The 14481-nt window shown below is 61.0% G+C and carries 9 protein-coding genes and 1 pseudogene; 5 read left to right on the top strand and 5 right to left on the bottom strand.

Annotation, left to right across the window (positions count from 1 at the left end; translation table 11 throughout):
- The first annotated feature begins 51 nt into the window (after nucleotides 1-51).
- Nucleotides 52-909: a LysR substrate-binding domain-containing protein gene (locus ASE04_RS20055; RefSeq protein WP_056821001.1), complete on the top strand. Its 858-nt coding sequence runs from the start codon at nucleotides 52-54 to the stop codon at nucleotides 907-909.
- A gap of 37 nt (nucleotides 910-946) precedes the next feature.
- On the opposite strand, the gene ASE04_RS20050 is transcribed toward ASE04_RS20055, so the two are convergent.
- Nucleotides 947-1444 (bottom strand): GNAT family N-acetyltransferase, encoded by a 498-nt coding sequence (locus tag ASE04_RS20050; protein WP_056820999.1) that lies wholly within the window; start codon nucleotides 1442-1444, stop codon nucleotides 947-949.
- A gap of 265 nt (nucleotides 1445-1709) precedes the next feature.
- Here ASE04_RS20050 and ASE04_RS31940 point away from each other — a divergent pair, with 265 nt between their 5' ends.
- Nucleotides 1710-1838, top strand: coding sequence for a hypothetical protein (locus ASE04_RS31940; protein ID WP_274533889.1), 129 nt, complete (start codon nucleotides 1710-1712; stop codon nucleotides 1836-1838).
- Nucleotides 1839-1848: 10 nt separating this feature from the next.
- Here ASE04_RS31940 and ASE04_RS20045 read toward each other — a convergent pair whose 3' ends face one another.
- A complete protein-coding gene (locus tag ASE04_RS20045; RefSeq protein ID WP_056820997.1) occupies nucleotides 1849-2898 on the bottom strand; it encodes a threonine aldolase family protein in 1050 nt (349 codons plus the stop codon).
- A gap of 537 nt (nucleotides 2899-3435) precedes the next feature.
- Between ASE04_RS20045 and gltB the strand changes: the two genes are divergently transcribed.
- Both gltB and ASE04_RS20035 read left to right on the top strand, forming a co-directional pair.
- The gene (gene gltB / locus ASE04_RS20040) at nucleotides 3436-8160 is read left to right on the top strand and encodes a glutamate synthase large subunit (RefSeq protein WP_200960748.1); all 4725 of its coding nucleotides are present in this window, start codon (nucleotides 3436-3438) and stop codon (nucleotides 8158-8160) included.
- Nucleotides 8161-8380: 220 nt separating this feature from the next.
- Nucleotides 8381-9835 carry a glutamate synthase subunit beta gene (locus ASE04_RS20035; protein WP_056820990.1) on the top strand — a complete coding sequence of 485 codons (1455 nt, stop codon included), beginning with the start codon at nucleotides 8381-8383 and terminating at the stop codon, nucleotides 9833-9835.
- A 142-nt stretch (nucleotides 9836-9977) separates the two neighbouring features.
- On the opposite strand, the gene ASE04_RS20030 is transcribed toward ASE04_RS20035, so the two are convergent.
- Both ASE04_RS20030 and ASE04_RS20025 read right to left on the bottom strand, forming a co-directional pair.
- Nucleotides 9978-11054: a DUF1254 domain-containing protein gene (locus ASE04_RS20030; protein ID WP_244490459.1), complete on the bottom strand. Its 1077-nt coding sequence runs from the start codon at nucleotides 11052-11054 to the stop codon at nucleotides 9978-9980.
- A pseudogene (locus ASE04_RS20025) lies at nucleotides 11021-12471 on the bottom strand (DUF1254 domain-containing protein). The gene ASE04_RS20030 and the pseudogene ASE04_RS20025 overlap by 34 nt, the downstream one beginning before the upstream one ends.
- Before the next feature lie 263 nt (nucleotides 12472-12734).
- Here ASE04_RS20025 and ASE04_RS20020 point away from each other — a divergent pair.
- Complete coding sequence (locus ASE04_RS20020; protein ID WP_056820985.1) at nucleotides 12735-13118, top strand: glyoxalase superfamily protein; 384 nt, start codon at nucleotides 12735-12737, stop codon at nucleotides 13116-13118.
- A 134-nt stretch (nucleotides 13119-13252) separates the two neighbouring features.
- Here ASE04_RS20020 and ASE04_RS20015 read toward each other — a convergent pair whose 3' ends face one another.
- Nucleotides 13253-14461, bottom strand: a complete 1209-nt coding sequence (locus ASE04_RS20015; protein WP_056820983.1) for an SGNH/GDSL hydrolase family protein — start codon at nucleotides 14459-14461, stop codon at nucleotides 13253-13255.
- Nucleotides 14462-14481: the final 20 nt, after the last annotated feature.

Raw genomic sequence — 14481 nt, 5'->3', positions numbered from 1 at the left:
ATTATGATACGCGATGCAAGGAATAACAGTTATCATACTTCCGGATAGGCTATGCTTGACCTGACACAGTTGCGCAGTTTCGTCGCCGTCGAGCAGATGGGCAGCTTCACGCTTGCCGCCGAGCGGCTGGGGCTTGGCCAATCGACGGTCAGCCAGCACATTCAGCGGCTGGAAAGCGCCGTGGGGCGCAGACTGCTGGCCCGTGATACCCACAAGGTCGTGCTGACGACGGACGGCGAAGCGCTGCTCAGCCACGCTCGGGCGATGCTGGCGATCGAAGCCCAGGTGCAGTCACAATTCAAAGGGCAGAACCTGCGCGGCAACCTGCGGCTCGGCGTTTCCGAGGATTTCGTGACCAGCCAGCTTCCGGCGGTGCTCGAGGATTTCGTCCGTTCGCACCCCTCCGTCGATCTCGAGTTGACCGTGGCGCTGTCTGGGACGCTTTACGAGATGCAGGACAATGGTGAGATCGACCTGGTGCTGGCGAAGCGCCGGCTCGGCGATGCGCGGGGTCGGCTGGTCTATCGCGAGCCGCTCGTCTGGCTGGCGCGCGATCCTGATCACGTGCTGAGCGGCAGACCTCTGCCGCTGATCGCCTTTCCGCCGCCGAGCGTCACCCGCAGCATCGCGCTCGAGGCGCTCGGTCGGAGCCAGATCGCCTGGCGGATCGTCTGTACCTGCGGCAGCCTCAGCGGGCTGACGGCGGCGGCGCGGGCGGGCATGGGCGTGCTGGTGCAACCGCGCAGCATGGCGCCATCCGGGCTGAAGGAGGTCGGGCGCGACAGGCTACCCATCCTCGAGGACGTTGAATTCGTGCTCGTGCCACGCAAGGGCGCCGATCAGGCGCTGGTGTCGGCGCTGTCGGAAGACATCCTCGGCAAGGTACGCCGTCTCGGTTCCAGCGCATGAGGTGTTGGGGCCGGCAATGCGTGTCGCCGCCTCGGTATCAAGCGGCGTTGAAACCTTCGTGGTAATTGACCTTTCCAGCAGGCGGCGGGCCGTCGAGCCTTAGCCGCATGAAATATTCCGCGGGCGCGCTCTCGAAGATCAAGGCATCGTCGTTCTCGAAGCCGAAACGCTTGTAGTAGCCGGGATCACCGAGGACGACACAGCCCATGGCTCCCATGTCTCTCAACTGCGACAGGCCGTGTCGAATGAGCTTTCCGCCGATGCCCTCGTTCTGGCGGTCGGGCCGGACGGAGATCGGGCCAAGGCCATGCCAGCCGAACTCATGGCCATCGATCGTGACCGGCGAGAAGGCGACGTGTCCGATGACGACGCCATCCTCAACGGCGACGAGCGAGATTGTCAGGACACCCGCCCTGCGCAGCGCATCGACGATTTCCGCCTCGGTCCGGCTGCTGTATGCCATTGGCGCGAAGGCCGCCTTGGTGATTTCGCGGATGGTGGCGATATCGTTCGGCTGTTCGGCGCGGATTTCCATCGGCGTTTCCCTCGTCGTCATCAGGTATCAAAGCCAAGTCGTGGCGCTGCCTCGGCTTGGTAACCAGCAAATCGGCTATGCGTATTGACCTAGCGCAACAACGCTTCGTCCTCGCGAAATATTCGTTCGCAGTCTCATTTAAAAGTTAATGGCCCGCTTACCATCTTAAGGCGTCCTCAACCGTATCACTTAGGCATCTGGTTAGGTTCGGGGCCTAGTGTCGGGTCATCCCATGGTCGATCTTCGGGGCAAGGAGAACGGACCGATGACGTATGGTGTACTCTTCGTATCCGGGCTGGTTGCCTGTGTGATGTTGATTGTCGTGGCAGGACACGACGGGACAACGACGGATAGCGGCAAGCCGCAATCCGCCGTGACGGGCCATCAAAACTGAGCCCGATATCTTACCCGGCGAGGCAGCCAAGGAAACCGTCGACATCTGCCTCGCTGGTCGCAAAGCTGGTGACGAGCCGGACCAGCGTTTCGTCCGGTCCGACGAGTTCCGGTGTCGCCGGCGGCACCGGCCAGGCGTAGAACTTGGCGCCCTTTTCCTCTGCCGTTTTCGCGGCGCTCTTCGGAATGACGGCGAAGACTTCGTTGGCTGACGTCGGCCATGCAAGGCGAGACGCGTTGCTTGCGGTAACGCCGGCACGCAGGCGATCGGACATGCCGTTCGCATGGCGGGCGAGATCGAGCCAGAGATCGTTCTCGAGATAGGCGTCGAACTGGGCCGCGATGAAGCGCGACTTTGAGAAGAGCTGGGCGGCGCGCTTGCGGATGAACGGCATCTCCGTCGCCTTATCAGGGTTGAAGAAGACGATTGCTTCCGCGCACCAGCAACCATTCTTCGTGGCGCCGAAGGACAGCATGTCGATGCCGCGCTTCCAGGTCATCTCGGCCGGGCTGACGCCGAGGGCGACAAGGGCGTTGGCAAAGCGTGCGCCGTCCATATGAAGGGGCAGCTTGTCCTTCCGGGCGATCTCGGCGATTTCGTCGATTTCCGACAGACTGTAGACCGTTCCGGCTTCCGTCGCCTGGGTGATGGTCACGGCCGTTGCGCGTCCGTGCTGCACGGCCGTCTGCGGGAAGGCCGCAATCTTTTCCTTGAGCTTTTCCGGATCGATCTTTCCTTCGGGGCCGGGAACGCCGACGAGGCGGGCGCCGCTGAAGAAGTCGGGTGCGCCGCATTCGTCGGCGATCACATGCGCCTCCGAATGGCAGAAGGTGATGCCGCCCGGTCGCTGGACACTTGCGAGCGACAGCGAGTTCGCCGCCGTGCCGGTGCCGACGAAAAGGACGGTTACCTCGCGCTCGAAGATTTCGGCAAAGCGCCGTTCGACGCGTCGATCGAGATCGCTTGCGCCATAGGCCGCGGCAAAGCCGTCGGATTCCTTGAGCAGACGTTCGGCAATGGAGCGATGGGCGCCTGCCCAGTTGTCGGATGCAAAATACATGAAAAGAGACCGGATGGGATGTGATGAGGATGGGGTTCGGGCGGCGACCTTACGCCATCACCTCAGTCGGTCAAAGGGGTGGCGTGGAATCCATCACAAAAATTGACTTCGGCAATCAATAAACAAAATAGTGCGGAAACGCGTAATCTTATGTCTTGATTAGCGCTATTTGGGTAATATTGTATCGCAAATCGCTGATTTTTTGAATCTGCACTCTTGCGCAGGTCGGATGTTTCTGGCATAGATCAAGTGAATTAGGACAGGGTTGCTGTCCTACTTTGGCCGCGATGGCCGAAGAGCGCCAAAAAACCTTACACTCGTGGGGTTTCACGCTATAGTTCTTCAAAAGCGGGCAATGCCCGCGTGCGGAGGCGGATGGCAGGCGCGGTAGCGCAACGGCTGCTTTCCCTGGAAAGCCTGCCGCCGGCGACCGGATCTTCGAATTAGTGCAACAGCGCTGTCACGCGTCGAACCTAGGATCAGGGACGGCGCACGACAAGAAGCCGCCCGCAGCCCCGCGGGTTCTGACAGGAGGGAATGATGACGAAGACGCCATCCACGGGTTTTGACCAGTTCGCAGCAGCAACGACGCTCGCGACGGCCAATGCGCGTAAATTCGCCTCCGGTCTGCCGGCCAAACAGGGGCTTTACGATCCGCGCAACGAGCACGATGCCTGCGGCGTCGGCTTTGTCGCGCACATGAAGGGTCAGAAGTCCCACCAGATCGTCAAGGACGGTCTCTTCATTCTCGAGAACCTGACGCATCGCGGCGCCGTCGGCGCTGACCCGTTGATGGGCGATGGCGCCGGTATTCTCGTCCAGATTCCTGACCGCTTCTTCCGCGAGGAAATGGCCAAGCAGGGCATTACCCTTCCAAAGGCCGGTGAGTATGGGGTCGGCCATATCTTCATGCCGCGCGACGAGAAGCAGATCGAGCATTTCAAGAAGGTGATGCACGACGTCATCGCCGAGGAAGGTCAGGTTCTGATCGGCTTCCGCGATGTGCCGGTCGACAACTCTTCGCTGTCCAAGGCGCCCGATATCGCCGCGACCGAACCGCACCACTGTCAGATCTTCATTGGCGCCGGCGAGGATGCCGCGACCACCGATGAATTCGAACGCCGCCTGTTCACGCTGCGCAAGGTGATCTCCAACCGCATCTATGACGAGTTCGACGGCGAGGAGAGCCACTTCTACCCGGTGTCGCTGTCGGCGACGACGATCGTCTACAAGGGCATGTTCCTGGCTTATCAGGTCGGCGCTTACTACACCGACCTGTCGGATCCGCGTTTCGAAAGCGCGGTCGCCCTCGTGCATCAGCGCTTCTCGACCAACACTTTCCCGTCCTGGAAACTGGCGCATCCTTATCGCATGGTCGCCCACAACGGCGAAATCAACACGCTGCGTTCCAACGTCAACTGGATGGCGGCGCGTCAGGCATCGGTTTCCTCGCCGCTCTTCGGCGATGACATCTCCAAGCTCTGGCCAATCTCCTATGAAGGCCAGTCGGACACGGCCTGCTTCGACAACGCGCTCGAGTTCCTCGTGCGCGGCGGTTACTCCATGGCGCATGCCGTGATGATGCTGATCCCGGAAGCCTGGGCCGGCAACCAGTCGATGTCGAAAGAGCGCAAGGCCTTCTACGAATATCACGCCGCCCTGATGGAGCCGTGGGACGGCCCGGCCGCTGTCGCCTTCACCGACGGCAAGCAGATCGGCGCGACGCTCGACCGCAACGGCCTGCGTCCGGCGCGCTATCTGGTCACCAAGGATGACCGCGTGATCCTCGCATCCGAGGCCGGCACGCTGCCGGTGCCGGAAGAGGATATCGTCAAGAAGTGGCGCCTGCAGCCGGGCAAGATGCTCTTGATCGACATGGAAAAGGGCAAGATCATCTCCGATGAGGAGTTGAAGACCGAGCTTGCGACCAAGCATCCCTATGGACAGTGGCTCGATCGCACGCAGCTCATTCTCGAAGACCTGAAGCCGGTCGAGCCGCGCGCGTTGCGCCGCGATGTGTCGCTGCTCAATCGCCAGCAGGCTTTCGGCTACACGACCGAAGACACCAAGATCCTGATGTCGCCGATGGCGACGACGGGCCAGGAAGCCGTCGGTTCGATGGGCACCGATACGCCGATCTCGGCGATGTCGGAAAAGTCGAAGCTGCTCTATACCTATTTCAAGCAGAACTTCGCGCAGGTCACCAACCCGCCGATCGACCCGATCCGCGAAGAGCTCGTCATGAGCCTCGTTTCGTTCATCGGGCCGCGTCCGAACCTTCTCGACCACACCGGCATGGCGAACGCCAAGCGCCTGGAAGTGCGTCAGCCGATCCTGACCAATGGCGATCTCGAGAAGATCCGCTCGATCGGTCACACGGAAGACCGCTTCGACACCAAGACGCTCGACTTCACCTATGACGTCGAGCGTGGCGCCGAAGGCATGCCCGAGATGCTCGATCGTCTCTGCGAGCGCGCGGAAGCAGCGGTCAAGGGCGGCTACAACATCATCGTACTGTCAGACCGCCAGATCGGGCCCGATCGCATTGCGATCCCGGCGCTGCTTGCGACCGCTGCCGTGCACCATCACCTGATCCGCAAGGGCCTGCGCACCTCGGTCGGCCTCGTCGTCGAGACCGGCGAGCCGCGCGAAGTGCACCACTTCTGCCTGCTCGCAGGCTATGGCGCCGAAGCGATCAACCCTTACCTGGCCTTCGACACGCTGCTCGACATGCATGCCAAGGGCGAGTTCCCGAAGGAAGTGGACGCGTCGGAAGTCGTCTACCGCTACATCAAGGCGGTCGGTAAGGGCATCCTCAAGGTCATGTCGAAGATGGGCATCTCGACCTATCAATCATATTGCGGCGGCCAGATCTTCGATGCGATCGGCCTGCAGCAGGAGCTGGTCGACAAGTACTTCTTCGGTACCGCGACGATGATCGAAGGCGTCGATCTCGGAGCCATTGCCGAAGAGACCGTTGCCCGTCATACCTCTGCCTTCGGCAAGGATCCGCTGCTCGCCACCACGCTCGATATCGGCGGCGAATATGCCTACCGCATGCGCGGCGAGAGCCATGCCTGGACGCCGGATGCGGTTGCGACGCTGCAGCATGCCGTGCGCGGCAATTCCGAGGATCGCTACCGCGAATTCGCCGAGATGGTGAATGATTCAGCGCTGCGCATGAACACCATTCGTGGCCTGTTCAAGATCAAGAGCGCCGAACAGCTCGGCCGGACGCCCGTCTCGCTCGACGAGGTGGAGCCTGCGGTCGATATCGTGAAGCGCTTCTCGACGGGCGCCATGTCCTTCGGCTCGATCAGCCGTGAGGCGCATACGACCCTGGCGATCGCGATGAACAAGATCGGCGGAAAGTCCAACACCGGCGAGGGCGGCGAAGAGAGCGACCGCTACATGCCGCTGCCTGATGGTTCGTCGAACCCGGAACGCTCGGCGATCAAGCAGATCGCGTCGGGACGCTTCGGTGTCACGACGGAATATCTCGTCAATGCCGACATGCTGCAGATCAAGGTCGCGCAGGGCGCCAAGCCCGGCGAAGGCGGCCAGCTGCCCGGCCACAAGGTCGATGCGACGGTCGCCAAGACCCGTCACTCGACGCCGGGTGTCGGCCTGATCTCGCCGCCGCCGCACCACGACATCTACTCGATCGAAGATCTGGCGCAGCTGATCTACGACCTGAAGAACGTCAACCCGACGTCTGATGTATCGGTCAAGCTCGTCTCGGAAGTCGGCGTCGGCACGGTTGCCGCAGGTGTCGCCAAGGCGCGCGCCGACCACATCACGGTCTCCGGCTTCGACGGCGGCACCGGCGCATCGCCGCTGACCTCTCTGAAGCATGCCGGTAGCCCATGGGAAATCGGCCTTGCCGAAACCCAGCAGACGCTGGTGCTGAACGGCCTTCGCTCGCGCATCGCGCTGCAGGTCGACGGTGGCCTGAAGACCGGCCGCGACGTGATCATCGGTGCGCTTCTCGGCGCCGACGAATTCGGCTTCGCGACGGCGCCGGTCATTGCCGCCGGCTGCATCATGATGCGTAAGTGCCACCTGAACACCTGTCCTGTTGGCGTTGCCACCCAGGATCCGGTCCTGCGCAAGCGCTTCAAGGGTACGCCCGAGCACGTCATCAACTACTTCTTCTTCGTCGCCAACGAAGTGCGCGAGATCCTCGCGTCGCTTGGCTTCACCAAGTTCGATGAGATCATCGGCGCTTCGGAGCTGCTCGAGAAGGACGAGATGCTTGCGCACTGGAAGTCCAAGGGTCTCGACTTCAGCCGCATCTTCCACAAGGTCGAGGCGCCGAAGGAAGCCACCTACTGGACGATGCGCCAGAAGCACCCGATCGACGACATTCTCGATCGCAAGCTGATCGCGGAAGCCGAGCCGGCACTGTCGTCGAAGACGCCTGTTGCCTTCGAAGTCGACATCAAGAACGTCGACCGCTCGGCGGGTGCGATGTTGTCGGGTGAAGTGGCCAAGCGCTACAATCATCGTGGCCTGAAGGAAGACACGATCAACGTGACGCTCAAGGGCACAGCCGGCCAGTCGTTCGGTGCGTTCCTGGCGCGCGGCATCACCTTCAACCTGATCGGCGACGGCAACGACTACGTCGGCAAGGGACTTTCGGGCGGCAAGATCATCGTTCGGCCGCCGGAGAACTCGAAGATCGTGGCGGAAGAGTCGATCATCGTCGGCAACACCGTTCTCTACGGTGCGACCGAAGGCGAATGCTACTTCCGCGGTGTCGCCGGTGAGCGCTTCGCGGTCCGCAACTCGGGTGCGATCGCTATCGTCGAAGGCGTGGGCGACCACGGCTGCGAATACATGACGGGTGGTGTCGTTGTCGTTCTCGGCCAGACGGGTCGTAACTTCGCGGCCGGCATGTCCGGTGGCGTGGCCTACGTTCTCGATGAGGCCGGCGATTTCGCCAAGCGCTGCAACATGGCGATGGTCGAGCTCGAGCCGGTTCCGGAAGAGGACGACATGCTTGAGAAGCTGCATCATCACGGCGGCGATCTCGCGCACAAGGGACGCGTCGATGTCTCGGGTGACATGACGCGCCACGACGAGGAGCGCCTCTACCAGCTGATCTCCAACCATCTGCATTACACGGGTTCCACCCGCGCCAAGCAGATCCTGGACAACTGGGTCGACTACCGTCCGAAGTTCCGCAAGGTTATGCCGGTCGAGTACCGCCGTGCCCTGGAAGAGATGGAACGTGCCCGCATGGGAATTGCGGCGGAGTAAATACGCTTACTTCCGTTGCGCCGGTGAGTGCCGGCGCGGCGGATGACCGAAATATCTCAATGAACCACGGATCGGCAGCAGCCTCGGGCAGCGCAGACACGTGGATGCACCCAAGGGATATCTTAATGCCGGTCGAAAGAAGCAACCTGCCTCCACTGTCGAGGCTGATGATGGACAACTGGCCGCAGGCGAGGCGGTCATGAGTGTAAGGGACGAAAATATGGGTAAGGTCACAGGGTTTCTGGAAATCGACCGGCAGGTAGCGAAGTATCAGCCGGCGTCGGATCGCATCCGGCATTTCCGCGAATTCACAATCCCGATGTCGGACCCGGAAGTGCAGAAACAGGCAGCCCGCTGCATGGACTGTGGCATCCCTTATTGTCACGGCCCGACCGGTTGTCCTGTGCACAACCAGATCCCTGATTGGAACGATCTGGTTTACAACAACAACTGGGAAGCGGCGATCCATAACCTGCATTCGACCAACAACTTCCCTGAGTTCACCGGTCGCGTCTGCCCGGCACCCTGCGAAGAAGCTTGCACGCTGAACCTCGAAGACACGCCAGTTGCGATCAAGACTGTCGAACAGGCGATCGCCGACAAGGCCTATGAGCTCGGCTTCATCCGGCCGCAGCCGGCTACTGTTCACACCGGCAAAAAGGTTGCGATCATCGGTTCCGGCCCGGCGGGCATGGCAGCTGCCCAGCAGCTTGGTCGTGCAGGTCACGAGGTCCATCTGTACGAGCGCGAAAGCAAGGCGGGCGGTCTCCTTCGCTACGGTATTCCTGACTTCAAGATGGAAAAGAACTTCATCGATCGCCGCGTCGAGCAGATGCAGGGCGAGGGCGTCACCTTCCACTATGGCGTCAATATCGGCGTCGACGTGAAGGTCGAGCAGTTGCTCGCCGACCACGACGCGGTGCTCTATTGCGGTGGTTCGGAAACGCCGCGCGAAGCCGGCATTCCCGGTGTCGAACTGGCTGGCGTCCATGACGCGATGCCGTATCTCGTGCAGCAGAACAAGCGCGTCGGCCGCGAAAACATCGACAGCGTGGGCTGGGCGTCGGACCCGATACTCGCAGGCGCCAAGCATGTCGTCGTCGTCGGCGGTGGCGATACCGCATCGGACTGCGTCGGGACGGCATTCCGTCAGGGTGCTGTGAAGGTCACGCAGCTCGACATCCGCCCGCAGCCGCCGGAGAAGGAAGACAAGCTCGCTGTCTGGCCGTTCTGGGCGACCAAGATGCGCACCTCCTCGTCGCAGGCAGAAGGCGCGATCCGCGAATTCCAGGTGGCAACGCTCGAGTTCGTTGGCGAAGACGGTGTGCTGACCGGCGTGAAGTGCTGCGAAGTCGACGAGCGCCGCAAGCCGATCGCCGGCACGGAGTTCATCATCAAGGCCGATCTCGCCTTCATCGCGATCGGTTTTAGCGGCCCGTTCAAGGACAGCGTGCTCAAGGAACTGGACGGCAAGCTCACGCTCAACACCGACCGTCGTGGCTCGACCAACGTCGTTGCCAACGACCGCGACTACAAAACCTCGGTCGACAAGTTCTGGACGGCGGGCGACGTGCGCCGCGGCCAGTCGCTGGTGGTCTGGGCCATCCGCGAAGGCCGCCAGGCCGCCCGCGCCATCGACGAAGCCCTGATGGGCTCGACGGTACTGCCGCGTTAAGCGACCGGTATCGATACAATGAATGGGGCCGCTTCGAGCGGCCCTTTTTGTTGGGTGGCGATGCTGATCCACCGCATGTTTTCGGACAGGTGTGCAACCTGACAAGTTGGTGACCGCTTCTGGCTACCCGTCTAGGAGCCTATCATCGGGCGACTGGGATCGGCTCCGGGAATGTCCAGCGACCATCCAGCAGTTCCTGACGTGGGCGATATAGCCGGACTGTGTAGTTCCAACCGTTTGCGATAGGGATGCAGTTTTCAACTTTGCCGTCACAGGCTCCGAACTGAACCTTCACCGAACTATCAGGTTCCTTTTTCGCCGTGATATTGTTGAGCGTGTAGGCGTTGAGCTCATTCGCCTCAAAATAACCCTCGGCATTGTAGACGCTGATGGACCAGAAACCATCGACGGGTACGTCCTTGACGGTGAGATCATAGACGGTCTTGCCGTCGTTTTGTGGTGGCGTGACGTTCAGGTAGAACGCGTCCTTGTCGGGATTGCCGCCCCATCCGAGCGCCGTACCGATCAGGTGGCGGATCGGGTTCACCGTCTCCTTGCTCCCGAACGCTCCCCTGAAGTCTGGAATTGTCGAGCCAAGCACCAGTAGCGCATCGCGCACCTTCTTCTGGCTCGCGTCATCCCAGGTTGGAATATCAAATGCCCCTTTGCCGCCCGGCTGGTCGACCTTGATTTGCTCCTGCAGCTTGTGGACCGTTTCGACGTCATCGGCATCGTCGGGAATCACCAGCGTGCGGATACCAATCAGCATGTAACGCGTTCCAACGGCGTTCTTGTCGTAGGTATAACTCCCTGCACCATATCGGATGTCGCCAACCACATAGTGGTCTTCGTTGATCGCCATAAGCGACATGAACCGGTTGCCGGGATCGGGCATCGTCAGGGTGACGGGGCCAGCATCGAGATCGAACACCGCAGAGGAGTAAAGCGTGTCGCGATTGGCGCGGATCACCACCTGATGAGAGATCTGCATCGGCTCCCGGCGATGATGAAACACCCCAGGCCCGCCTGCGTCCTTGATGGCATTTCCGAAATAGAGGTCGGATTCGGCGCGCGTGAAATTATCAACGGTCACCGGTTCGGCGGCAGACACCCCGGCTGCACCGAAAATAGAGAAACCACCCACAACCAACAAAGCTCGCACGGTTTTCATGCCGGTCTCCCTGATCAGTTCATTCGAACCACTGGCGGGGCCTTCCATTGCCCATCCAGCGCTTGCTGCTTGGGCCAGTAGAGCCGCATTGCCAGGAAGAACGGTCCGTCTGGCGCCGGAAGCCAGTTTGCTTCCTTCTCCTCGCCCGGCGAAGCGTTTTGTATGTGCAGCGTCAACCCGCCATCCGCGTCCTTTTTCAGCGTTTCCAGCATTGGCGAGTTGATAAGGTAACGGTTGAGCGGATTTGCCGACAGAATGCTCTCGGGAAGCTTGTAGAGCGTGAGCGACCAGAACGCATTGACCGGCGGCAGCCCGCCCGGCGCGAAGCGCAAGGCGTAGGTGTTCGCCCCGCTCATCGGCTTCATGTCCGCGTCGGTGAAATACACCGGATACATGGCTTCCTGTTTGGAATTGCCGTAGATGCCGAGGACGGCGGCCGACATCCGATAGAGATAGTTGTTGTCGAGAAAATCGCGGGAACCTGCCATGTCGCCGCTTGCGACTTCGCCGGTGTCGATTTTCGCGTGCTTGAACTCCTCGAAGGTCTCCCAGGCGTCCTTGATCCCGAGTTCGATCGCCTGCCCGATATCAGGGTGCAGTGCGTCGACGTCGAATGGCTTATCCGTTCCCACGCCAAGCTTCGCAAACTGCTTCCTGATGTCTGTTTCGCTGGGATTCACCGGGCATAATCGCAATACGAAATCCAGCATCTCGAAGAACTTGGGAGACGTTTTCTGCTCATCTCGGCCAAGGGGCGGAACGAAGGAGATTTCAGGCTGCTGCGGTGGCACCTGGCCAAGGACTGTAGACAATGGCTCAATTTTGTATCCGGACTGAATCTTCTGGACGTTTGCGATGTCATCGGTACCGAAGAGCTGCGTCCGGTAGATGAGGAAGGCCATCTCGGTCTCACACCGGATGACATCCTTGATCCCCGGCGGACGCTCGCCTTTCCAGCCTGGTCCTGCAAGCAGGAAGCGCCCCGCAGCGTTTCCGGTCGCGCGACTTCCAACATAGGCGAAGTTGAAGGTGTACCATCGATGAACTGGACGGAATAGTAGCGTCCTTCGTCCACGTCGGGCACCGTCAAGACCACGGGTTCAGCCCGCAGATCGACGCCGACGAACGAGTAAGGCGTATCCGAGTTCGGCGACTGGATGGCTTTGTCTTCGGGCGTATAGACACGCGCCGTGTTGTGAACCTCATTCCAGTGCCCCTTATACTCCGGGCCCTTGGCATCGACGAAGTAGGAATATTGAATTCGGTAGCTGTCTACGAGCGGAAAGCCATAGACATAGGCGTCCTTGGCGATCTTACGAACATCCTCGACCGACAGCTCCTGCGCGCGCAGGGGAGTAAAGCCGAGCCCAAGGGGCATGATCGCAAGCGCTGCCGAGCGCAGAAGCGCGTCGCGGCGCGTGAGGAGGCCTATGGAACGATGCTGCCCTGTTTCCTGCGATGGCATGTCGACCTCCCGCTGCACCCTAAATTTGCGGCCACTGACGTCAGCCTCTAACGTATGGAAGTGTGCGCTGGCACCAAAGAATCGGGAAGTACGTAACGGTAAATGTACGCGTTCAGGCCCGGTTAGGCGCTCATGCCGAGTGGGCGTTGTGTCCGCGATTGGCGCTTTGCGGACGAGGCGCTCTCGTTTGGCTCGGCCTCTTTGCAGACAGATGGATCGACCTGTAGACTCAACCAGTGGATATCGACGTAGCGGAGACATGCATGAGCGAAATTGCCCTGACATCCATCGTCCCGATCCTCTTTGTGCGTGATGTGCCGGCGAGCGCCCAATTCTTTCACGAGAAACTCGGATTTGACGTCGATTTCCTCCACGGTACGCCGCCGTTTTACGGCGCTGTGTCGCGCGGCGCGGCCTGCCTGCATCTTCGGTGTGTCAGCAAACCGAATTTTGCCAATCTGGCAGCACGCGAGGTCTCGCTTATTCTCGCTACAATTGAGGTTTCGGACGTACGCGGGTTGTTTGAGGAGCTGCGGGGCCGCGGCGCGGAGTTTGCGCAGGAGCCAACCAGCCAGCCCTGGGGTGGAACGGACTTCCATGTCCGCGACCCGGACGGGAACGTGATCTCGTTCGTCGCCTACGAGTGATGGAACCATAGCAGCAGCAGTCGTGAAATGACCGCTTCTGGCGCAAAGCGGACATCCGAGCTCGTCGATCCGAACGAGAGATTTTTCGGAAAGTAGGTATTCCGCGTTAGGGTTGCCGCTTCACACGGCCCATCTTACTTCGCGGAAACTTCGGCCGGTTTTAAGGGCGTCATCGAATAGTCGTCGACGCGCCCTGCCGGTGGCGGGGCCATTTCGCCGTCCTGAACCAATTTGTCGCGCGGTGACTTGCCGGTGGAGACGGGCTGCACGGCTCCTCCGAGGAGCGCCGTTCCGCCGTCGAGATTGGGGTCGGAAAGGCTGATCGGATCGGTGTGGTCGGCAGGGTTGGAAGAGAGGTCGAGCGCCGGCACATTGCTGCTGTCGAGCCGGACCAGATCGGGGCTCGCCTGTGTGCCGAGGATGCGGCGGACTGGCTTTTCGACATAGAAGGCGAGCTTGCGGCGGCCTGCCTCGGTCAGATTGATGCCATCCGATGTTCTCAGGCGAACCTGCTGACCGTTGATGTCGGAGCCGGTCACGATGAATTCGCCGTTCTCGTTGACAAAGCCGTCCCAGACATCGACGAACTCGCCGCCGACGCTCTCGACCTGCTTGCGGTAGAGCTGGTTCATCTGCAGCGCGTCCGATGTCATCGAAGGAGAATCGAAAGCCGGCAATCCGACCCAGAGCAGGGGAATCTTGCGGGCGGTCACTTCCTTGCCGAAGCTTGCGACACGGCGCTGATATTCCGCGAACCAACCGTCGGTGCGGAATTTCTCCTTGCCGCTGTCGGTGACCATCTGCTGCCGGTCGTTGGCGCCAAGCAGGACGACGACCATCGCCGGCTTGCTTTCGTCCATGAACTTCGTCAGCTGCGACGGCCAGTCGTAATAGTCGTCGCGCACGAGGCCCGAGGCGACGTTGCTATGGGTCTCGATGACCACACCCGGCGAATCCTGGAAAGCAGCGTCCATGCCGACGCCGAGCCCGCCTGCAAGAAAGTCGCCGACGACGAGAATCTTCTGGGCGGTGTCGAGCTTTTCCACGGCCTTCTCTTCCGGGGGCGCGACCGGCGGTGCCGGGCGGGGAGCAGCAACAGTCGCTTTCGGAGCCGTCTTCTTCTTCTTGGGAATGGAGCGCGGCGGCGCGCTTCCGTTCGGAGCCGGCGGGTAATCGTCGATGTAACGGCGGCCGAGGAAGAAATCGAGAATGGAACGGCGCTGATAATAGCCTTGCTGTGCTTCAGCAACGCCAAACGGCGGCAGGATGCCTGAGGACAATATGAGGGCGGCGGCGCCGATGACGCCCCAGCGGGCGGTTTCCCTCTTTACTCGTTTACGCATATCAACAGCCTCGCATCTGC

Source organism: Rhizobium sp. Root708 (assembly GCF_001429725.1).
In the GTDB taxonomy this organism is placed as follows: Bacteria; Pseudomonadota; Alphaproteobacteria; order Rhizobiales; family Rhizobiaceae; genus Rhizobium.
The sequence above is the reverse complement of the archived record's forward strand: the minus strand, read 5'-3'. Positions and strand labels throughout refer to the sequence as shown.